The sequence below is a fragment of the Novosphingobium sp. genome, from assembly GCF_965214355.1.
Classification (GTDB): Bacteria; Pseudomonadota; Alphaproteobacteria; order Sphingomonadales; family Sphingomonadaceae; genus Novosphingobium.
Map to the genome: position 1 here is coordinate 3317807 of NZ_CBDCBI010000002.1, position 22075 is coordinate 3339881.

The window sequence follows — 22075 nt, forward strand, 5'->3', positions numbered from 1 at the left end:
CGCGCGTTACAGACTGGAGTCGCATAGCATTGCGGATCGGACTAGAAGGGTCGATGTGCCAGTATTGGGAGTAACTGGATAAGATTATGGCGCATCGCGAAGAACTTTCCAGCTTTCTGAAATCGGCGCGTGCGCGGCTGGCACCAGTCGATGTCGGCCTGCCTGCGGGTGAACGGCGCCGCACCAAAGGGCTGCGCCGCGAAGAGGTCGCCGCGCTCGCCGGGATGAGCGTCACCTGGTACACCTGGTTCGAACAGGGCCGCGAGGTCCAGTTGTCGGTGCCCATGATCGAACGGCTCGGCCGCACGCTGCGGCTCGATGCGAACGAGCGCGAATTCCTGTTCGCGCTGGCGCAGCATCGCCCGCCACCGCTGAAAAGCCGGATCGACGAAGATATCCGCCCGGCCACGCAGCACCTGATGGACAGCCTGTCGATTCCCGCGCTCGTGATCGTCGAAGACTGGACCGTGATCGGCTGGAACGCGCTCGTCATGCGGGCCTTTCGCGATTACGCCCCGCTGCCGCGGACCGAGCGCAACCTGTTCAAGATCCTGATGCTGAGCGAACGTTATCGCAGCGATCCCGTGCATTATCGCGAAATGGGCCAGCGGCTCGTCGCGCGTTTCAAATGGGATTACAGCCGCACGTCGCAGCCCGAAATATTCGATGCGATCATCGCAGAAATGATGGCGCAATCGCCGCTGTTCAGCGAATTCTGGGCGGAATCGACGATCCTGCCCTATTCCGAACACGTCAATATCGCGCTGATGCCCGGAATCGGTGACATCAGTTTCTGGCATTCTTCCTATGGCGTGGAGGAAGTGCCAGGCCAGCGCCTGATCCTGTTTGCCCCGCGCGACGAAGACAGCGCGCAACGTCTCGCGATCCTGGCGTCGAGCACGCGGTGCGCGCTGGTTACCTGATTTCGATTTCCCGCAGGTGGCCGCTGACTTCGGCACCCGCGCCGCGCGGCAGGCGGGCAAATAGCGGAATGGCGGCCATGCCCACACCAGCCAGCACCAGGATTGCAATGCGATAGTCGCCGAGCGTTGCCACGCCGCCAGCTCCTCCTGTGGTATAATTGAGCACGAGCGAGGCCAGCGAAATACCCAGCGCTGCAGACAGCGCGTTGGCAAGATTGTTGAGCACCGTCGCCCCGCCGATCTCGCGGTCTTCGACATCGGCGAATGCCAGCGCCACCATCGCCGTGAACGCAATCGAACGCCCCGCGCCCACCCCGAGCATGGCCAGGCACAGCAACCATAGCGGCATGCGCGGATCGAGCAGCACGACCGCGGCAAAAGTGCCCATCATCGTCGCGGTCCCTGCGGTCAGCGCCAGACGAAACCCCAGCCGGCGCAGCGCCTTTCCGGCAATCGCCTTGAGCATCAGGTCGCCAAGGTTCTGCGACAGCAGGATCAGCCCGGTCGCCAGCGGCGACAAGCCGAAGCCAAGCTGGAAATACAGCGGCAGCAGCAGCGCCTGCCCCATGAACGGCAATCGCATCAAAAACCCGGCGCCAAACGCCACGCTGCGGAATGTGGCATGCCGCAGCGCGATCAGCGGCACGATCGGCGTAGGCACGCGGCGCAGATGCCGCACAGCCAGGGACCCGACGACAATGGCAAAACCGGCCAGCAGCGCCGGGCCGGCCCAGGCGGCCGGATGCGCCGCCAGCCGGTCGAGCGCCAGCACGCAGCCGGCCAGCGCGGCTGCAACCAGCAGAAACCCGCGGCGGTCAAATTCGACGCGCGCATCGGCATACAGATCAGGCACCAGCCGCCACACCAGCGCCACACCGACAATCGCCAGCGGCACATTGACCCAGAAGATGAATTGCCAGCCCGCCGCTGCCGTAATGAACCCGCCCAGCGGCGGCCCGACCACCGGTGCAATCAGCGCCGGCGTCGTGCTGATCGCGGTCATCTGCACCAGCTCGCGCTTGGGCGTGACGCGCAACAGGACCAGATTGGCCACCGGCACCATCAGGCTGCCAAAGAACGCCTGAAGCGCGCGCGCCGCCACAAATGCCGGCAGGCTGTGGCTGGCCCCGCACAACAGCGACGCCGCCGCAAAGCCCACGATTGCCCCGATCAGCACGCGCCGCGTGCCCAACCGTTCCGCGATCCAGCTGCTGATCGGCAGGAACATCGCCGACACCAGCAGATAGGCGGTGATGCCGACACCCAGATCGACCGCCGGCACGCCAAAGTCGCGCGCCATCTGCGGCAGCGCGGTCGAAATGATCGTGCCTTCGAGGATGCCCATGAACATCACGACCGCCACGACCAGGGCGATCGTGCGCGGCACCGGCGCTGGAGCGTGGGTCAGGACGCCAATGCCGACGGAATCTGCCGGCCCAGGATCAGGTCGCTGGCGCGTTCGGCGATCATGATCGTGGCCGCATTGGTGTTGCCCGAAACGATCCGCGGCATGATCGAGGCATCGACCACGCGCAGCCGCTGCACCCCGTAGACGCGCAGTTCGGGATCGACCACTGCCGACGACGCATCCGGCCCCATCCGGCAGGTGCCCACGACGTGGTACAGTGTCGAGCCGGCAACGCGGGCGTAACCGAGCATGGATTCGTCGGTATCGCCAAACGGATCACCGGATGAAACGAGGTACGGCGCAATCGCCGGCTGGTGCATCACCTTGCGGATCAGTTTGATTTGCGCGACCGCGACTTGCTGGTCGATCGGATCGGACAGATAGTTGGCGACGATCGTGGGATAGACTCGCGAATCCGCCGACCGGATGTGGATGTGGCCCCGCGATTCAGGGCGAACCTGGCACGGCGTGCAGGTCACGCCGGGGGTCCGTTCCAGATCGAACGCCTGTTCGTCGTTCTGTTTCTGCAGATCGACCGAGGCCGCCATCAGGTGCAGTTGCACATCGGGGCTGGCAAGCTCTGGCCGGGTCTTGGTAAAGGCCACGATATGCGCCACCGCATAGCTGAGCAGGCCCTTGCGGGTCAGCGCGTACTTGGCGATTTCCCTTGCCAGCCCCCAGCCATGCGCCATCTGGTTGACTGTGCGAAAGCCTGGTTTCACCGCCCACTGCGCGCCGATCATGTAATGATCCTGCATGTTCTCGCCGACATTGCGCGATTCGTGGAGGACCGGAATGCCGTGCGCAGCCAGCACTTCGCTGCGGCCGATGCCCGACAGTTCGAGCAGCTTTGGCGATTCGACCGCGCCCGCCGCAACGATGACTTCGACATGCGCGCGTGCGCGCACGATCGCGCCGTTCTGTTCGAATTCCACGCCGATCGCCGTCGTTCCATCGAACAGCACGCGCCGGGCATAGGCGCGGGTTTCGACGCGCAGGTTCTCGCGTCCTTCGACCGGATGAAGATACCCGACCGCGGTCGAGCAGCGGCGCCCGTTTTTGGTGGTCAGCTGGAACCAGCTGACTCCGGATTGGTCCCGCGCATTGATATCGGGCGAATAAGGAATGCCCGCCTCGACACAGGCTTCGAGCAAGGCCTGGCTGACCTGGTTGCGTTCGGGAAAGTCTGCGGTGTTGAGCGGGCCGTCGCTGCCATGGGTATCGCAGGCCCCGCGCTCCTGGTTCTGCGAGCGGCGGAAATAGGGCAACACGTCGTCATACGACCAGCCATGACAGCCCATTTGCCCCCAGCCGTCGTAGTCCTCGGCCTGCCCGCGCACATACAGCAGCCCGTTGATCGAGGACGATCCGCCCAGCACTTTGCCCTTGGGCCACTTGTGCGTGCGCCCTTGCGTGCCGGCGTCGGGCTCGGTTTCGTACATCCAGTTGACTTTGGGGTCGTTCAGCGTCTTGCCGAACCCGATCGGTGTGCGGATCATCAGGTTGGAAAAAAACTGGCCCGGCTCTTTCAGCAACCGGTCATCGCCGCCCGCTTCGAGCAGCAGCACGCGGTTCGACGGGATCGCAGACAGGCGATTGGCCAGCACGCAACCCGCGCTGCCGGCCCCGACAATGATGTAATCCGCTTCGATATCATAGCGCTCGGTCATGCGGGCCTCGTTCTCATGTGCTGAAATAGGCAATGGCGCGAAATTCATAGCTTTCGCGCGTCACCGTGTCGGGGCGGCTGGTGTCGTGAAACGCGGTGTGCGGCGCGCGCCAGGCCCGGTCATGGTCGCTGTCATGAAACTTGATCAGGATCACTTCGTCGGCGGTCATGTCTGGAAAATACCACCAGCGATGCGCCGGATTGTGGTGAAAGATGGTGGCCGCGGTCATCTCGTCCTCGCCTTCGATCGGCGCAAACAGCGCGTCGCCTGTCGGAATCTCGTCGACATCGACTTTGACATTGGCGACCGCGTCCTCGTCACCGACGCTGCGGAAATCGCACAGCGCCAGCGGCCAGTCCTGCGGCGGCGGCGAAAACGTCCGCCACAGGCTGAATGCGATGAACCGGTCGTAACCGGGCGCGCCCGGTTGCGTCCGATCATACAGCGCGCGTGCGATCTTCTGTGCGCTGCGCGTGTTGAAATCGACATGCGCCTCGGCCGCGGGCGGCTGAAACCCCGGGCCCGAAATCACCGGCGATCGCAATTGCCCGCCCATCGGGATCACCAGGTCGGCGCCGGTCAACCGTTTGGCGATCGCGATGACTTCGGCGGGATAATCGCGCGCCAGTTCGTCCTGGTCGCGAAAGTCGTGGATCGCGCTCGGCTGCGACGACAGGCAGAACCCGTGCGTATCGAGCGTGATCGGCTCTGCCGACAGCCGCGCGTTGTGGATCGTTACCGGGTACGGCGCATATGTCCCGGTGTTGTATTCCTTGCCCGGCGCCCAGAAGCGCCGGTTGATCCGCGACGTCGGGATCAGGTAATCGATCGTCGTTGCAATCGCGTCGGTTGCCCGGCTTTTCGCTTCGGTCTGTGCCATCAGTCTTTCCCCGCAAACAGCGCGCGCACCGCATCGGGCACGCGTTCGGCGCGCAGGCCCCCCGGGCGATCGGCCGCCGGCACAGTCCACACGCGTTTTTCGGTGCATTCCATGCAGGTTTGGCCATCGCGCGAAATGCGGTGGTCGATCGTGAAACTGCTGTTGCCGAACACCGGCGCGGCGGTTTCGACAGTTACGTCATCGCCATAACTGCACGGGCACAGGAACCGCGCCGTCAGATCGACCATCGGAAACCCGGCGACCTGCATCTGCTTCAGCATGTCGCGTTTTTTGGGCAGGCCCGCCGCTTCGAACAGGCGGATCGTGCTTTCGCCGCAAATGTCGAGAAAGCGCGGCGCATAGACGATGCCCGCAGGATCGCACTGCCCCCATTCGATGCGCACGATACGAGACAGGAATGGTGTCATGCGAGAATATTCTTGCCCTGCGCGACGGTCTTTTCCGCCATCTCCTCTGCCGTTGGCGGGGCGGGCACGAGCAGGCCGCGTTGCACCGCCGGGCGCGCCGCGATCGTATCGAACCAGCGTTGCAGGTGACCAAATCCCTCGATCGGCACTTGCGCCCAGTCGTGGCCGCGCACCCACGGAAAGCACGCCATGTCGGCGATCGAATAATCACCGGCCAGGTATTCGTGGCTGGCCAGGTGCGTGTCCATCACTTCGAACAGGCGCTGGCTTTCGCGCACATAGCGGTCGATGACCTTTGGCAGCTTCTCGTCGAAATAGCGGTTGAAGACCGTCGCCTGACCCATCATCGGGCCCAGCCCCGACATCTGCCACATCACCCACTGGATCACGCGGCTGCGCCCCGCGACATCGGCAGGCATGAACCGGCCGAATTTTTCGGCGAGGTAGATCATGATCGCGCCCGATTCAAAAATCGCGAAATCGCCTGCGTCATGATCGACCAGCGTCGGGATGCGCCCGTTGGGGTTGAGCGCGACGTACCAGTCTTCCTTTTGCACCCGGTTGGTCAACGAGATCGGCGTCAGCTTGTACGGTTCGCCCAGCTCTTCGAGCAGGATGGCGACTTTCCAGCCATTGGGTGTCTCGGATGTCAGCAGTTCCAGCATGATCGCGCCACTCCCGGCAATTCGGCGCATCTTCGCGAGCGTCCGTCCTTACCGTGATCAAGCAAAGTCGCGAGGGCACGGCAAGACGAGTGGCGGCGCTATCATTGGGAGTGACAGGCTGGCGCGAACGGCCAGTTAGTGTGGCTGATAGTATACGCAGACGACTTGCGGCGGGCCCGCGCACCCGCCACCAATCCGGCCAACGCGTAATGACGCGAAGCAACGGGATAGGATGACGAGCATATGCTGACCCTGTACAGCTTTGGACCCGGAGCGAATTCGCTGAAGCCGCTGCTGGCGCTTTACGAAAAAGGGCTCGATTTCGCGCCGCGCTTTGTCGACCCCACGCGGTTCGAGCATCACGAGGACTGGTTCAAGGCGATCAATCCGCGCGGCCAGGTGCCCGCGCTCGATCATGACGGGAACGTGATCACCGAATCGACGGTGATCTGCGAATACCTCGAAGATGCGTTTCCCGATTGCGCGGTCAAGCTGCGCCCCGCCGATCCGGTCGCGATTGCCGAAATGCGCGTGTGGACCAAATGGGTCGACGAATATTTCTGCTGGTGCGTGTCGACGATCGGCTGGGAACGGATGATCGGCCCGATGGCGCGTGCTTATTCCGACGCGGAATTCGAGGAAAAGGTTGCGCGCATTCCCATCCCCGAACAGCAGGTGAAATGGCGCCATGCCCGCGCCGGTTTTCCGCAGGCCACGCTGGATGAGGAAATGCGCAAGATCCGCGTGTCGGTCGCGCGGCTGGAAGCGCGACTGGCGCAGAGCAAGTGGCTGGCGGGCCCGAATTATTCGCTCGCCGATATCTGCAATTTCGCCATCGCCAACGGCATGCAGCATGGCTTTGCCGATATCGTGAACCCGGCCGCCACGCCGCACCTGGTCGCCTGGATCGAGGCGATCAACGCACGTCCTGCCGCCCAGGCGATGTTTGCGAAGTCAAAGAGCGAAATGGCGGCGCGCGCGCCGGCCAACGCCGCGTAAGGGACCCGCGCATATGGCCGACAGGCACAGCATCACGCTCTATGATCTCAACCTGGCGTCGGGCTGCACGATCAGCCCGTTCGTATGGCGCACCAAATACGCGCTGGCGCACAAGGGGATCGATATCGATCTGGTTCCAGGCGGATTTACCGGCATTCTGGAACGCACCGGCGGGCGATCCGAACGCCTGCCCGCGATCGTCGACAACGGCGAATGGGTGCTCGACAGCTGGCTGATCGCCGAATACCTCGACGAAAAATACCCGGACAAGCCGCTGTTCGAAGGGCCGGGGATGAAGAACCTGACCAAATTCATCGACCAGTGGCTGTGGCGCACGGCGATCGGGCCGTGGTTCCGCTGCTACATTCTCGACTATCACGATCTGTCGTATCCGCGCGATCACGACTATGTGCGCACCACGCGCGAAACGATGTTCCTGGGCGGGCAAAAGCTCGAGGATGTCCAGGCGGGGCGCGAGGATCGCCTGCCGCTGGTCCCGCCGACGCTGGAACCGCTGCGCCAGCTGTTGCGCGAAACGCCGTGGCTGGGCGGGGATCAGCCCAATTTCGCCGATTACACCGCGCTCGCCGTGTTCCTGTGGGCCGGGTCGGTTGCGACCACGCCGCCGCTGACGGATGACGATCCGCTGCGCGACTGGCTGGACCGGGGCTTCGATCTGTACGGTGGCCTGGGGCGCCACCCGGCGATGCATTCGCTGTTCGGGCTCCAACTGCGCGAGGGCGATCCGGCACCGTTTCTGCAACAGGCCGTCGGCACCGCGCCCGCGCCGGTCAATCGCGGCGCCGGCACGACGCCCCTCCCAGACCCTGCAAACGCCGAACCGGTAAAGGTTGCCTGACCCCATGGCCTGGAACGACGAACCGACCGGCAATACGCTTACGATGTATCACATCCCGGGCTGCCCGTTCAGCGAACGCATCGAATTGCTGCTCGATCTCAAGGGCTTGCATGGCGTGATGGGCGATCACGTGATCGACATCTCGCAGGCGCGTCCCGATTGGCTGTTGCGCAAGACCCGCGGCACGACCGCCTTGCCCGCGCTCGAGCTGGAAAACGGCGAAACGCTCAAAGAAAGCATGGTCATCATGCGCTATTTCGAGGACCGTTTTCCCGATCGCAAAGTCGCGCGCGCAGATCCGTACGAACACGCGATCGAGGCGATGCTGTGCGCGACCGACGGTGCCTTTACCGGCGCGGGGTATCGCATGATTCTCAATCGCGACCCGGCCGCGCGCGATGCGCTGAAGGCCGAAGTCGATGCGCAATATGCGCGGCTCGACGATTTCCTGCGGTATTACGCGCCCGACGGCGATTTCCTGTTCGATGATTTCGGCTGGGCCGAAGTCGCGTTTACGCCGATGTTCAAGCGGCTGTGGTTCCTCGAATATTACGAGGATTACGCCGTACCTGCCAAACTGGAGCGCGTGCTGCGCTGGCGCGAGGCGTGTGTTTCGCACCCGATCGCGCAAGCCCATCATGGCCACCGCGAACTGATGACCCTGTATTACGATTACAGCCAGGGCGGCGGCAACGGCAAGGTTCCCGAGGGCCGTCACGTGTCCAGTTTCACGCTCGATCCTGCCTGGGACACGCGCCCGCTGCCACCGCAAGACAAATGGGGCCCGCCTGCGACCGACGCGCAGCTCGGCCTGATCCCCGCCTGAACCAAAGGACTGTTCCCATGAAGAATTACCCGCAGAATTACATCGATGGCGCCTGGGTCGACAGCAAGGGCGGCCGCAAACACACCGTGATCAACCCGGCGACCGAAGGCCCCGCCAGCGAGATCACGATCGGCACCGCCGCCGATGTCGACGATGCCGTGATCGCCGCGCGGCGCGCGTTCGAAACGTTTTCGCAGACCACCAAGGCCGGGCGTGTCGCCCTGTTGCGGCGCATCACCGAGGAATACGCCAAGCGCGTGCCTGATATCGCCGAGGCGATCGCGACCGAAATGGGCTGCCCGATCGCGATGGCCCGCACCGCGCAGGCAGGATCGGGCATGGGCCATCTCGGCAATGCGCTGAAAGCACTGGAAGCCTATGAATTCCGCGAAAAGATCGGTGACAACACGGTCGTGCGCGAACCGATCGGCGTCGTTGCGCTGATCACGCCATGGAACTGGCCGATGAACCAGATCGTCGCCAAAGTCGGCCCGGCGCTGGCGGCAGGCTGCACGATGATCCTGAAACCGTCCGAAGAAGCGCCGACCTCGGCCGCGATCTTTGCCGAAGTCATGGATGCCGCCGGGGTGCCGCCGGGCGTGTTCAACCTGATCCAGGGCGATGGCGCAGGCGTCGGCACCGCCCTGGCACAACATCCCGACATCGACATGATCAGCTTTACCGGATCGACCCGCGCCGGGGTCATGGTGGCCAAGAACGCCGCCGACACAGTCAAGCGCGTGGCGCAGGAACTGGGCGGCAAATCGCCCAACATCATCCTGGAGGGCACGCCGCTCGACAAGGCGCTGCCCGGCGGCGTCGGCGGCGTCCTGCTCAATTCGGGCCAGAGCTGCGTTGCGCCCACGCGGATGCTTGTCCACAACTCGCAACACGACGAAGCCGCCGAAAAAGTCGGGCAGATGTTTGGCGCCAAGCAGGTCGGCGCGCCGCTGACCGAGGGCGACCATATCGGCCCGGTCGTGAACGAAAGCCAGTGGAACAAGATCCAGGGCCTGATCCAGAAAGGCATCGACGAAGGCGCAACGCTGGTCACCGGCGGCACCGGGCGACCCGACGGCATGACGCAAGGGTTCTATGTCAAGCCGACGGTGTTTGCGAATGTGACACCCGACATGACCATCGCAAAGGAAGAAATCTTTGGACCGGTACTGGTCATCATGCCCTACACCGACGATGCCGACGCCGTGAAGATCGCCAACGACACGCCCTATGGCCTGGGCGCGTATATCGCCGGCGACCCCGCGCATGCCAAGACGATCGTCCCCAAGATCCGCGCCGGCGCGGTGTTCGTCAATGCCGGCGGCCTGGCGTTCGACATGCCGTTCGGCGGGTACAAGCAATCGGGCAATGGCCGTGAATTCGGCAAATTCGGGCTCGAGGAATTCCTCGAAGTCAAATCGGTGATCGGCGCGCTGCCCGAAGACGAACCGGTGGCGGCATAACCGCCGCGTAAAAGCCCTCCCCCCGCATGGGGGAGGGCCCGCGTGGGGTGTGCGGCGGCCAGGAGCCATCGCTCATAATCGCTAACTTGGAGCAGCATCGTCGTCCCGGGCTTGACCCGGGGTCCCGCTTCTTCTGCAAACTTGTCCGAATTGACGAAGGGCAAACAAGCGGGATCCCGGGTCAAGCCCGGGAAGACGAAAAAAAGCACAGCTATCGCGTATGAGCCATCGCCCCTGGAGGCCGAAACGCAAACACCACCCGATCGCGAGACGCGCATGACCACATTTCCCCACACCATCCATTTCACCGGGCTCAACACGCCGGTCCGGACCGAAACCTCGATCCGCAACCTGCCCGTGATCGGCACGCTGCCGCCCGAAATCAGCGGCGCGTTTTACCGCGCCGTGCCCGACCCGGCCCATGCGCCGATGCACGACGATGACATCGTGCTGTCGGGCGATGGCATGATCTCGCGCTTCCGCTTTGAAAACGGCCATGTCGACTACGACATCCGCTATGTCGAAACCGAACGCTACAAACTCGAGCAGCAGGCACGGCGCGCGTTGTTCGGCCGCTATCGCAACCCGTTTACCGATGACGCCAGCGTCGCGGGCAAGGACCGCACCGTCGCCAACACCACCCCGGTGTGGCACGCCGGCCACCTGTTCATGACCAAGGAAGACGGCCTGGCCTACGAAATCGATCCCGAAACGCTGGCCACGATCGGCCGTTTCGATTTCTACGGCGCGCTGAAATCGGAAACCTTTACCGCGCACCCCCGCGTCGATCCAGCCACGGGCGAAATGTTCTTTTTCGGCTATGAAGCCAGCGGCCTGGGATCAAGAGACATCGCCTATGGCATCGCCGACAAGACCGGCAAGCTGGTGTCCGAACAGTGGTTCGAAGCGCCCTATTGCGCCAGCGTCCACGATTTCGCGATCACCGAACATTACGCGATCTTCCCGATTTTCCCCACCACCACCGACCTCGCGCGGATGCAGGCGGGCGGCGCGCACTGGGCGCACCAGCAGGACCTGGAAAGCTGGGTCGGGATCATGCCCCGCTACGGCAAAGTCGAACAGATGCGCTGGTTCAAGGGCCCCGTCGGCGTCTCGGCGTTCCACATCGTCAATGCGTTCGACGACGAACTGGGCACGCATCTCGACTTGTGCCTGACCGACACCAACGCCTTTGCCTTCATGCGCGAAGCCGGCGGCATCCACCGCCAGCCGTGGGACATCCAGGGCGCCCTCACCCGCTGGACCTTCAACCTGGCCGACGCCGCCGACACCTTCGAGGAACGCCCGATCGGCCCCCCGGGCGACTTGCCCCGCCTGCGCGATGCAGACCAGGGCCGCCCCTACCGCTTCGCCTTCTATTGCAGCATGAACCCGCAAGGCGGCCCCCCGCTCCCCGGCGGCCCGGTCGGCGCAGCGTTCAACGCGCTGATCCGGATCGAGCCGGGCAACGGCCGCGTCGAAATGATGGGCCTGCCGCCCGAAATGGCGGTCAGCGAGCCGGTTCATGTCGAATCCGCGAAGGACGGGCATGATGGCTGGCTGCTGGCCGTGGTGGACCGGCGCACGGCCGATGAGGCGTTCGAGTCGGAATTGTGGGTGATCGATGCGGGCAATATTGCTGCCGGCGCCGTTGCGCGCGTGCCGGTGCCGGTGCGGATGCGCGCGCAAGTCCATGGCGCTTGGGTATCGGATGCGCAGTTGGCTGCACAAGCGAGCTAGACAAGACGAACCATGTTTCGCTCAGCCCGATCGGCGAACTCTGGTCAGTAGCGGCTATCATGCGGGGCATCGGCGCAGGGCAGGTCATCGGCTGAGACGATGAAGGCGCATCACATGCCAGGCGCTCGTCTCAAGCGTACACGAAGCGTCATCACAGACGCAGCGCCGCAGAAAGCATGGCAAAGGTTTCGTCGTGTCCGCCGCCGCGCTTCACGAAGTCACCTGCCGAAAAACGAACCAATGCGGCGCCGACGGTGACGAACGGGTTGGCGCGCCAACTGCCGCTTACCTGCTGCTCGATCCCGGTGAAGCGATCGTTGCGACCGTCAGGCACGACGAGGGGCAGCAACGGTGGCGCGTAGAACGCGTCGCGGACCGAATATCGCCATAGGCCTTCGAGGGTATATTGCAGGTTGAGCTTTGCCGTGGGACTTGCGCGCAGCACTGTCCCGACCTGGATGAGGTTTGCCGGCGCCTCGATGGTCGCTTCGGTCGAATAGGCAACGTTGGGATACAGCGCGTTGAACGTGGACACCCGGTTTTTGGTCGCCGGGCCGCCGCTCAGCACGTCCGCCCGCAGGGTGAGATGCGGCGACCATGGTGCATTGGCAAAGACCCACCCGGCATCGCCGTGAAGCGAAAAAGCGCGGACGTCGCGACCGCCCGCCGCCGTTCCTGATTGCCCGATCACGCCCACCGATCCGTCGAAGGGCCCGGTGCGTTCTCGGATCCGTACGCCGAAAGTATCGGTACGTTCCGCTCCGGCTGCCCCGAGGAGGGCGACCGACGGGTTGCGATTGTGATACCAGAACGCATCCAGACCGAGTGCGTCGCTAAGCGTTCCACTGACATGGACGCCTTCGAGGGTCTGTCCGGGCAGTCCGCGGTCATCAAACACCCCGCGAAGGACCGAGACCGGCTGCACTGCGAAGGCGTCCCACTTCCAGCCGTTCGTCACGTAGCTGGCGCGAACCCCGTCCCATACCTGCCGCACATTAGGTCCGTCGCGCAAGCCGATGATCGCCCCGTCGTCGTAAGACATCTCCGCACGACCGACGCGCAAGGTGGCGCGCCCCTCGCCGATGGCATGCGATAGATCGACGAAAGCCTGCTGGAGATCGAAGCGATCAACGTCTGTTGGCAAGGCACCCGGCCGGCGGCCGGCCTCGTCGTGATTACCGAGCTGGCCGAAGACCCGCACATCGGAGCCAAGTTGCAGGTCGGCGTAGACCAGCAGTCGATGCAAGTCGTAGGTTTCGCTTCCAAGGTTGCGGAACCCAAGCAAAGCGACATTGCTGGCCTCCACCCGCTCGCGCAGGTCCGCGCCGAACGACAGGTAGCTATCGTCCGTCAGCGGAATGAACTTGATTTTGGCATAGAAGTCGTCCGTCGGCGCCCCCGCGACGGGCTTCGGGTCGTCGTCGTACCGGAAGGGCGAGCTCGGCGGCGGCGGGTTGCCGGTCTGCGCGGCAACGGGGCCGGCCAGGCCCATCAGGAGCAAAAAACCCGGCAAACGACCGATCATTGCAATGCGCCAACATAGGCAACGCGGTACGGGACCGGATCGACGCGATCCGCTAAGGCGGCGACTTCGGCCATATGGGCCTGGGCTTCGGGCAGCGCGAGCATGGCCTGGAGGTCGGCGCGGCTGCGCCACTGGACGTAGTTGACGACTCGTCCGCCATCCAGACTGATGTGCACCGAAGCGCCGATGAACCCGGGCAGCGAACGTGCGACATCTGCGGTGAAGCGCCGTAGTGAATCTACGATCGCGGCTTGGCGATCGAGCGACGTATGAAACGTGTTGATGAGGGTAAAGATTTCTACGGAATCATCGATGCATGCGATCATGAGCGTCCCCCTTGGCCACCACGACCCTACTAGCTTGTTCCATTCGGGATAATCCGCCCGTCTGGAAATGTTTGTTCCAAATATGGGCCGGGGGGCGGATAGGTTTAGCTGCCGAACGACGCCGCCAATTCCGGTGACACTCGAGTGGCCAGCATGTCGACAAACAGGCGCGTTTTCGCTGGAAGCAAACGGCTCGGCATCAGCGCGTAGACCGGTGCTTCGCGCAACACCCAATCGGGGAGGACCCGCTGCAATCGCCCGGCCTTTACGTCGAAGCCGACCATAGGTTCGTGCAGCATGACGATGCCGAGGCCGAGCAAGGCAAGCTGGCGCATCAGGCCGAAATTGTTTACCATGATCCGCCCGCTCACGGTCACTTCTACCGTCTCGTCGCCCCGCGACAAAACCCAGCGGTCAGCCTGCGGTGCGTTAAGGTTTCCAATGACGGCGTGAGTGGACAGTTCCTCAGGCCGCGCGGGCACGCCCATGCGCGCGAGATGGGCTGGCGATGCGAACAGGGTCGTACGCAGAATTCCAAGATGGCGGGAGATAAGCGTTGAGTCTGGCTGCTGCCCGACGCGCAGCGCCAAGTCATAATTCTGCGAGATCAGATCGACACGGTTGGGATTAAGGTCGATCTCCAACGTGACGTCAGGATAAAGGCGCGTATAGTCCGCAATAATAGGCGCAAAATACAGCCGCGCCAGTTCCACCGTGGTTGATATCCGAAGCCGGCCGCGAGGCTTGTCCACTACCTCGCCAAGTTTCTCATGGGCAATGCGGGCGGCTTCGACGATGTCGCGGCATCGCTCATAGTAGATCGCGCCCGCTTCGGTCAGTTCGATAGATCGGGTCGTCCGGTTGAAAAGGCGGACACCGACGGCGCGCTCCAAATCGGCTATCCGGCGAGACAACGTCGAGTTCGGCACCCGGAGTGATACGGCCGCCCGTTTGAAGCTCATGACTTTGGCGACTTCCACGAAGAGCGCCATTTCACGGAGGTGATCCATAACATTATCCCGTCTGCGGCACAGAGAAATCCAATGCACAGAGTTCATTCCTCCGGCGGGACGATGTAACTACCCCATATGACAACCCGTCAAGGGCCACGGCACGAAGATATGGCTGAACCAAATCGTCGCCAATTGGTGGCCAGCGCCGCCATTGTCTCCGCCGCGGCTGCGCTGCCGGGCGCCGCCTTCGCCGAAACCCGCCCGAAAAAGGACCCAACCCCATGACGACCAAATCCTATACCACCCAGAACGCCATCATCATGCTGGTCGATCACCAGACCGGCACCGTCGGCTGGGTGAAATCGATCCCCAAAGAGACTGTTGTCACGAGCTGCCGCGTCCTTGGGAAGCTGGCCGTCGCCTATGACATGCCACTCATTATCACGACCACGGTCGAACAGCAGGTCGGCCTGACGATCAAGGATTTGCAGGACATTGCACCTGACGCGTTCGCCAAACGCTACGCCCGTGGCGGTCAGCTCGACTGCTGGGACGATGAGCGCCTGCGCGACGGTGTGGCAAAGATCGGTCGCAAGAAGATCATCATGGCGGGACTCACCACCGACATCTGCCTCTACTGGGCGGCGACGAGCGCGTTGAAGCTCGGATACGAAGTCCTAGTCGTGGCCGACGCCTGCGGCACGACGAGCGCACAAGGCGATGAAATGACCTATAGCCGCCTCCGCAAGGCAGGCGCGGAGATCACTGTGGTGAATCAGATCACTACCGAACTCGCCAACGACTTCTCCCGCCCTGAGGACCAAAAGGCGCAGAACATCATGGCGGATGAGATCATTTCCAAGCTTTGATGTGGCGCGAACCGGGAGTGAGGACACCATGCAGCAACAAGAACAGCGGGCTCCAGCGGTTAGTGCGCTTAGGGCAATCGAAGCGCGCGTTGCGGGCCGGCAGCATGGACCGATTTCCCGGCTGGTTAGTCCCGATGATTGGGGCGAACGGCTGAAGCCATTCATCTTTCTCGACTTCTTCAATGCAGAGATTGAGCCAGGCTTTGGTTTTGGCATGCATCCTCATTCCGGCATCGCGACACTCACCTGGCAACCGGGCAGCGACGTCCGGTATCAAGATACGACTGGCAAGAACGGCATCCTACAGGCGGGCGGGCTCGAATGGATGAATGCGGGCGGCGGCGCCTGGCACCAGGGCTCGCTCCTTGGACAGGGTCGGGTTACGGGGTTCCAGCTTTGGGTCCCGATGCCGCCGGGGATAGAGGACGGCCCTTCGTTCGGGCAGTATGTCGCGCCGGATGAGGTTCCAGACGTGCAAATCCCTGGAGGATCGGTCAAGGTCTTGCTCGGTTCGATGGAAGATGGCGCCGCGGTCCATAGCAGTCCGATCACCTCCCACCACGACATGAACTATTTCGTCGTGGGACTAGAGGCGGGAGCTGTGTGGCGGTATTCGCCACCCCAAGCGCATGATGTTGCTTGGATTTTTGCTTTTGAAGGGGCAGCGATCCTTCAAGGCGAAAACGCTCGAGGCGAGCTCCTTGTGCTTGGAAACTCTGGCGACATCGAAATTGCGGCGACCGGCGAACCCACACGGGTTTTACTTGGTACCGCCAAACACTACACTCATCCCTTGGTGATGGGCCCGAGTTCAGTACATTCAAATGCAAATTCTCTCGCGAGAGGAGCCGAACAAATTCAAGCGCTACGGGTGAATTTGGTTGCACAGGGTCTTCTATAATACGCTGTAGAATGCCACGAGCGTAGCGACGGGCAAGTGAACGCTGGAACGCCCCGGTTGGAAAGAAGATTTCTCCGGAGTCACAACGGCGCATATTTGGGCCGATCAAATGCGACACTTGTCGACCGCCCATCCGCTTCGCTCCGGTCTTCCTGACCGATCCGCCGGCTTTAGAGCGATAGGCTTCGCCCGGCGGCGGCCATAACGAGACCCTTGCGATGACCTCGGCGGCGTTGCGAATGAACAAGGAACCAGGGGATACGATATGATGAAACTGTTCAGTATGGCGGGGACCTGCGCGCTGTCCGTCCATATCGTTCTCGAGTGGATCGGTGCGCCGTTCGAGGTCGATGTGATGGACCGGGGTGAAAACCACGGAGCCGGCTACCTAGCGATCAACTCATCAGGCCAGGTGCCGGCCCTACTGCTCGATGACGGTCAAGTCCTGACCGAAGCCGCCGCCATCTTGCCGTTCCTCGCCGACAGCTTCCCAGCCGCAGGCCTCGCATCCGAGGCGACCCCACTTGGGCGCTACCCGTTAACGCAATTGCTGAGCGTGCTGACTGGGGAGGTCCACGTCGCTTTCAAGCCGTTCTTCATGCCGCAGCGCTTCGTTACCGACGCGGCGCAGTTCGACGCCGTCAGGGCGCAGGCGTTTGTCGTGCTCGCTCCAATGCTGGCGGAGCTGGACGCTCGAATCGGAACGTCCGACTTCGTTCTCGGTGACCGTCGGTCCGTCGCCGATGCTTATTTGTACGTCTTACTCCGCTGGGTCGACAACGCGCCGGACGGGATCGCGCCCTATCGTAACCTCGCGCGTTACCGTGCTGCTGCGGAGGAGGAACCCGCCGTGCAACGTGCGTTGCTGCGACAAGGTATGGCACCGGTTGGAGCGGGCTGAGCGATGGACCAGGAGACTGGCGGAATGCATGCCGACCGGCTGGCCGCGTTCAGCGACGGCGTCGTCGCGATCATCATCACGATCATGGTGCTGGAACTGCATGCGCCCGAAACAGCCGACCGCGCCGCGTTGACGCATCTCCTGCCGATCATGGCGAGCTATGCGCTCAGCTTTCTTCTGGTCGCGATCTACTGGGTCAACCACCATCACCTTCTGCACTCCAACCGTCGCATCGGCCGAGACGTGCTATGGCTCAATATCCACTGGCTATTCTGGCTGTCCCTGTTTCCGTTCGCGACCGCTTATATCGGCAATACCAGAGGCGCGCCCATCGCCGTGATGATGTACGCAGGCCTGGGTACCGCCACTGCGATTGCGTTCCGTCTGTTGGGGGTCAGCCTTAGTCGCCGTAACGCCGAAAATGCTGTGGTCAGCCTGATCGCGCCCAGCCGGCGGCGCAAGAACACGGTTGCCCTTCTAGCAAACGTCGCGGCGATCCCTACGGCGATGATCTGGACACCGCTCGCATTCGCTTTCCTAACTCTTCCAGCGCTGCTCTATTTCCTCCCTGATGCGCGCGCTGAAACGATTTAAAGGATAATGCTAATAATTCGATCGGCTTCTCTGCACCAGGTGTGTCGATTGCAAGAAATAATGCTTTGTCCCAATACCAGTCACACTGACCATGAAGACAAAAGCTTACCTGGCTATGGCGTGGTATAGCGCTGTTTATTGAAACGATTAGAATTCAGTGTAAAGCAGGAACAAAGCGCCCAACATATTATGCCACAGCCAATTTCTGAATCTGGCGACGACGCCCGATCAAGTCAGGGCGTAATACCGCAGCATATAGCGCGCGTCGAACCCAGCGACGTCGTCGCAGCCACAGTCAGTGCTCGGCACTCATGCGCAGCACGGACTTGACGATCCGCCCGCTCTCGCTGGCGTGGACAGCATCGTTGATATCGGCGAGATCAAAATAGGCGATCAATCGTTCGAACGGGAAGCGACCGGCGACATGATGCTCGATCAGCTCGCACACGAACGGCCCGATATCGCTGTCGCCGCCAAGAATGCCCATCACGGTCCTGCCCATGCCCATGAACTGCGCTTCGTTGAACGCCAGCATGTCTCCAGGATCAGAAGCGCCGACCATGCCGAGCTTCCCTTTTGGCGCCAGCAATGCGAACGCGCCTTCGATCACGGAATTGATACCGGTGGTATCGAGCACATAGCCCAGGCCTGCGGGGCAAAGCTGCCGGACCTTTTCGATCGCATCCGAACGGGCGTTGAAGACATGGGTTGCGCCCAGGTCTTTCGCCAGCGCCAGCCGCTCGTCGTTCACATCGATGGCTATGATCGGATCGGCCCCGACGATCCTGGCTGCCATGACCGCCGCTATGCCGACCGTACCGGTGCCGAAAACCGCGATCGATTGGCCGGGCATGACATTCATGCTGCGCAGCACGGCGCCGGCGCCGGTCATCAACCCGCAGCCAAGCGGCGCCAGGCGTTCCAGCGGGATCGCAGCGGCGCTGTCGGGCACGCGGATGACGTTTCTTTGATGGGCAATGGCGTGCGTGGCGAAGGCGGACTGACCAAAGAAATTGCCGTTCAACGGCGCATCGCCGATGAACAGCGTCGATGAGCCGTCGATACGGGTCCCGGACCAGTTGTGCGCAGAAAAGTCATGGCAATAGGTGGGCGCCCCCGACGCGCAATTGGGGCATGTGCCGCAGCTGTTGAAACTCATCAGCACGCGGTCGCCGGGTTTGGCGACCGTGACATCGGCCCCGACGTCTTCGACGATACCCGCGCCTTCATGACCGAGCACGATCGGCACCGGGACCGGCAATTGTCCGTCGCGCACAGCCAGGTCGGTGTGGCAGATCCCGCACGCGACAATGCGCACCAGAAGCTCGTCCGGGCGCAGGTCATCGAGCCTGACGTCCTCGATCGCAAAGGGTTCGCCCTTGCCGCGGCAGATCGCTGCTTGTGCCAGAGTCGTCATGCTACCTCACTTTTCGACGACACGCGCGCTTAAGCCTCTTGGCGCAAGCTGCTGGCGCTGCGTGTCGATCAAAATCCGCGCCCGGTCGTCATCGCGGATCAAGTCCGCGATGACGAACGGGTGGTTTTACGTGGATGCCCGATCAGAATTTCACGCCGAGGCGGGCGTACCATTCGGCCGGGCGGTTGTACGTGCCGCTGATCACACCGGCCGCCAGGTTCGACTGGCCGGTGATGATGTAGCGTTCGTTGGTCAGGTTGGTGCCGCCGACGGTCAGGTCCCACATGCCGCCGGGTGCCTTGTATGTCGCGCTGGCGTTGACGATCATCGTGGCCTTGCGGTCCAGCAGGTAAGTGCCGAGCGAATCGTTCCACATGCTCGACGTGTAGGTCCAGTCGGCGAGCAGCACGATCTTGCCCCGCGGCATGTCGATTTCATAGCGCGGCGACACGTTGATTTTCCAGTGCGGCGCCTTGGGTAGCGGCGCGCCGGCATAGACCCCGGCCTCGACCGGCGAGGAGCCGGGCGCGATATACGCCGACTGCCCGTTGCAGAAACTCTGCAGAGTGCCGCCCTGGCCGCACACATACGAGTAATGCGCATCCAGGTACGACAGCGAGGATGTCAGCGTCAGGCCCCCACCGGGCGCGATCGTCGCTTCCAGCTCGGCGCCCTTGTTGATCGCCTTGCCCAGGTTGAACACGGTCGGCGACGCGCCGATCTGCTCGTTCAGCTGGATGCCGGTGTATTGCGTGTCGAACAGCGCGCCGTCGATCTGCAACTTGTGATCGAACAGCGTGGTCTTGAACCCGAGTTCGAACGTCTGCGCCTTTTCCGGCCCGAATTCGGGCGCGGCGAGCAGCGGCGACGACAGGCGCGTGGTCCAGCCGCCCGATTTGTAGCCGCGGGTCCAGCTGAAATAGAACATCGTGTTGCGCGCAGGATATAGCTGGATGCCGGCCTTGGGGCTGAAATTGTTGAACTGCTGGCTGGACGGTGATGCGGGATAATAATCGAGGTATTGGGCCAGCCCGCCCAGGTTCGACCCGTAGGTAAAGCCCGAGGCAAAGTTGTTGTTTACCGGGAACCCGAGCGCGGCGCCGTTGGCGGCATTGGGCGTCAGCCCCGCGCCCTTGTACGCCAGGCCGTTGTCGTCCCCCTGGCCGCCGTAATAGTCCTTGTTTTCATGGGTATAGCGCGCGCCCAGCGTCAGCCCGATCAGATCGCTGAACCGGTAGTCGACCTGGCTATAGGCGGCGAGCGCCACGGTGTTGAGCCGGCCCGGGCCATCGACCTGCAACAGCCCGTCGTCGAAGATCACATAGTCGTGGAGGTTGCCCGCTTCGTTGAAGAAATAGAGGCCGGCGACGTATTTCAGCTTGTCGTCCATCGCCTTGCCGGTCAGCTGGAATTCCTGGCTCCACTGGTGCTGATCGACCGTAAAGCTGAGCAGCAGGATATTGAGCGGCGAACCGTCGTCATTGATGCCCGCGTTCAAGTCGACCTTGCGATACGCGGTGATCGATTTGAGCACCGCATTGCCGATCGGCTGTTCCAGCGTCAGGCCGACGCCCAATTGCGTGACATTCGAATAGTTGTTGCCGGTGGCGTATGTCGTATCGATGTTGTTGGTGATGAACTTGTTGCCGTACGTCTGATACCCGTTGGCGCCCTGTCCGGCGAGGCCGGGCAGCGTGTTGTATCCACCAACGCCGGTGCGCGGGCCGCAGATGCCGCCCAGACCGATTTCCGACAAGGTGGCCGCGGGCAGCGAGATACAGGTGTTGTACAACCCTTCGATGCTGCCGCCGGTACCCAGCAGGGTGTTGGCGGTCGATTCGGAAGAGACATGGGTGTAATCGAACGTCAGCCGCGCGACGAAGCCGTTGACGCCGGTGTATTTCAGCTTGATCCGCGCGTTCCAGTTGTTGTCGCCGCCCTGGCGATCACCGCGGCTGGCGTTGCCGGCGGCGGCAAACACGCTGGGCACATCGGTTGTGTAGGCGCCGGGATAGGGGATGCGATACTGGTACCCCTCGCGGGTCATCACCCCGATCGAGACTGTCGACGTCAGGTTGTCGGCCAGCGGGATGTCGGCTGTCGCGCGCGCCTGGATGCGGTTATAGCTGCCGGTGGTGAAATCGCCGATGAAGCGGAACTGGTTGCCCGGATCGTGCGTCACCACGCTGATCGCGCCGCCGATCGTGTTGCGGCCAAACAGCGTGCCCTGCGGACCTTTCAGCACTTCGATGCGATCGACATCGAGCAGATCCTGGTTCGCGCCGACCGAACGGCCAAGATACACGCCATCGACATAGACGCCGACGGCCGAATCGATGTTGAACGCGAAATCGGCCGCGCCGACACCGCGGATAGAGGCGCCCAGCACGGCCGAGGTGCCCGAAAATGGCGTCGAGGCATCGAGCGTCACGTTGGGCGACAGCGCGGACAATTGCGACACATCGCCGACCGCGCGTTCCTTCAGCGCGTTGGCGGTAAACGCCGAAATGGAAATCGGCACGGTCTGGATATTTTCGGACCGTTTTTGCGCGGTCACGACGATTTCCTCGATCCCGCCGGCCTTTGGCTCGGGCGTGGCCGGGGTGGCCGCGGTTTGTTGGGCAAATGATGGTGTGGCCAGAGTTATCCCGGCGATCAGCGTGACCGCTGCGCTGCCCAAGAATGCTGCACGCCGACGAGGCTGCGCCTGCACAATTCCGCTCATGTC

At 62.7% G+C, this 22075-nt stretch carries 20 protein-coding genes; 10 read left to right on the forward strand and 10 right to left on the reverse strand.

The window, feature by feature from the left end; genetic code table 11:
- Positions 1–86: 86 nt before the first annotated feature.
- Positions 87–923 (forward strand): helix-turn-helix transcriptional regulator, encoded by an 837-nt coding sequence (locus tag ACOOE2_RS15400; RefSeq protein ID WP_420383870.1) that lies wholly within the window; start codon positions 87–89, stop codon positions 921–923.
- Here ACOOE2_RS15400 and ACOOE2_RS15405 read toward each other — a convergent pair.
- From ACOOE2_RS15405 to ACOOE2_RS15425, 5 genes are read right to left on the reverse strand one after another with little or no spacing between them, the layout of a single operon-like run.
- Positions 916–2310, reverse strand: coding sequence for an MFS transporter (locus ACOOE2_RS15405; protein WP_420383871.1), 1395 nt, complete (start codon positions 2308–2310; stop codon positions 916–918). The genes ACOOE2_RS15400 and ACOOE2_RS15405 overlap by 8 nt on opposite strands.
- A 17-nt stretch (positions 2311–2327) precedes the next feature.
- Entirely contained in the window at positions 2328–4001 is a 1674-nt protein-coding gene (locus ACOOE2_RS15410) for a GMC family oxidoreductase (RefSeq protein ID WP_420383872.1), read from the reverse strand.
- 13 nt (positions 4002–4014) lie between these two features.
- A complete protein-coding gene (locus ACOOE2_RS15415; RefSeq protein ID WP_420383873.1) occupies positions 4015–4881 on the reverse strand; it encodes a CmcJ/NvfI family oxidoreductase in 867 nt (288 codons plus the stop codon).
- On the reverse strand, positions 4881–5309 hold the full coding sequence (locus ACOOE2_RS15420) for an acyl-CoA thioesterase (RefSeq protein WP_420383874.1): 429 nt from the start codon (positions 5307–5309) through the stop codon (positions 4881–4883). Before ACOOE2_RS15420 ends, ACOOE2_RS15415 begins: the two co-directional genes overlap by 1 nt.
- Positions 5306–6004, reverse strand: coding sequence for a glutathione S-transferase family protein (locus ACOOE2_RS15425; RefSeq protein ID WP_420383875.1), 699 nt, complete (start codon positions 6002–6004; stop codon positions 5306–5308). The genes ACOOE2_RS15420 and ACOOE2_RS15425 overlap by 4 nt, the downstream gene beginning before the upstream one ends.
- Before the next feature lie 213 nt (positions 6005–6217).
- Here ACOOE2_RS15425 and ACOOE2_RS15430 point away from each other — a divergent pair, with 213 nt between their 5' ends.
- The 5 genes from ACOOE2_RS15430 to ACOOE2_RS15450 all read left to right on the forward strand — a co-directional run bounded on the left by ACOOE2_RS15430 (position 6218) and on the right by ACOOE2_RS15450 (position 11861).
- Entirely contained in the window at positions 6218–6973 is a 756-nt protein-coding gene (locus ACOOE2_RS15430) for a glutathione S-transferase family protein (RefSeq protein ID WP_420383876.1), read from the forward strand.
- Positions 6974–6986: 13 nt separating this feature from the next.
- Positions 6987–7832: a beta-etherase gene (locus ACOOE2_RS15435; RefSeq protein WP_420383877.1), complete on the forward strand. Its 846-nt coding sequence runs from the start codon at positions 6987–6989 to the stop codon at positions 7830–7832.
- A gap of 4 nt (positions 7833–7836) precedes the next feature.
- Positions 7837–8658, forward strand: a complete 822-nt coding sequence (locus ACOOE2_RS15440) for a glutathione S-transferase family protein (RefSeq protein ID WP_420383878.1) — start codon at positions 7837–7839, stop codon at positions 8656–8658.
- Positions 8659–8675: 17 nt separating this feature from the next.
- Positions 8676–10121, forward strand: a complete 1446-nt coding sequence (locus ACOOE2_RS15445) for an aldehyde dehydrogenase family protein (RefSeq protein ID WP_420383879.1) — start codon at positions 8676–8678, stop codon at positions 10119–10121.
- Between the two features lie 276 nt (positions 10122–10397).
- Positions 10398–11861: a carotenoid oxygenase family protein gene (locus ACOOE2_RS15450; RefSeq protein ID WP_420383880.1), complete on the forward strand. Its 1464-nt coding sequence runs from the start codon at positions 10398–10400 to the stop codon at positions 11859–11861.
- Between the two features lie 151 nt (positions 11862–12012).
- On the opposite strand, the gene ACOOE2_RS15455 is transcribed toward ACOOE2_RS15450, so the two are convergent.
- From ACOOE2_RS15455 to ACOOE2_RS15465, 3 genes are all read right to left on the reverse strand, one after another.
- Positions 12013–13386 (reverse strand): alginate export family protein, encoded by a 1374-nt coding sequence (locus tag ACOOE2_RS15455; protein WP_420383881.1) that lies wholly within the window; start codon positions 13384–13386, stop codon positions 12013–12015.
- A complete protein-coding gene (locus ACOOE2_RS15460) occupies positions 13383–13712 on the reverse strand; it encodes an antibiotic biosynthesis monooxygenase family protein (RefSeq protein ID WP_420383882.1) in 330 nt (109 codons plus the stop codon). Before ACOOE2_RS15460 ends, ACOOE2_RS15455 begins: the two co-directional genes overlap by 4 nt.
- A 104-nt stretch (positions 13713–13816) precedes the next feature.
- Entirely contained in the window at positions 13817–14722 is a 906-nt protein-coding gene (locus ACOOE2_RS15465) for a LysR substrate-binding domain-containing protein (protein WP_420383883.1), read from the reverse strand.
- Positions 14723–14946: 224 nt separating this feature from the next.
- Between ACOOE2_RS15465 and ACOOE2_RS15470 the strand changes: the two genes are divergently transcribed.
- The 4 genes from ACOOE2_RS15470 (at position 14947) to ACOOE2_RS15485 (ending at position 17930) form a co-directional block, all read left to right on the forward strand.
- Positions 14947–15534: an isochorismatase family protein gene (locus ACOOE2_RS15470; RefSeq protein ID WP_420383884.1), complete on the forward strand. Its 588-nt coding sequence runs from the start codon at positions 14947–14949 to the stop codon at positions 15532–15534.
- 28 nt (positions 15535–15562) lie between these two features.
- Positions 15563–16435: a pirin family protein gene (locus tag ACOOE2_RS15475; RefSeq protein WP_420383885.1), complete on the forward strand. Its 873-nt coding sequence runs from the start codon at positions 15563–15565 to the stop codon at positions 16433–16435.
- A gap of 265 nt (positions 16436–16700) precedes the next feature.
- Complete coding sequence (locus tag ACOOE2_RS15480; RefSeq protein ID WP_420383886.1) at positions 16701–17336, forward strand: glutathione S-transferase C-terminal domain-containing protein; 636 nt, start codon at positions 16701–16703, stop codon at positions 17334–17336.
- Between the two features lie 3 nt (positions 17337–17339).
- Positions 17340–17930, forward strand: a complete 591-nt coding sequence (locus ACOOE2_RS15485; protein WP_420383887.1) for a TMEM175 family protein — start codon at positions 17340–17342, stop codon at positions 17928–17930.
- Between the two features lie 295 nt (positions 17931–18225).
- Here the strand turns inward: ACOOE2_RS15485 and ACOOE2_RS15490 are convergent, their stop codons facing one another.
- Complete coding sequence (locus tag ACOOE2_RS15490) at positions 18226–19347, reverse strand: NAD(P)-dependent alcohol dehydrogenase (protein WP_420383888.1); 1122 nt, start codon at positions 19345–19347, stop codon at positions 18226–18228.
- A 142-nt stretch (positions 19348–19489) separates the two neighbouring features.
- Positions 19490–22072 (reverse strand): TonB-dependent receptor, encoded by a 2583-nt coding sequence (locus tag ACOOE2_RS15495; RefSeq protein WP_420383889.1) that lies wholly within the window; start codon positions 22070–22072, stop codon positions 19490–19492.
- Between the last annotated feature and the right edge of the window lie 3 nt (positions 22073–22075).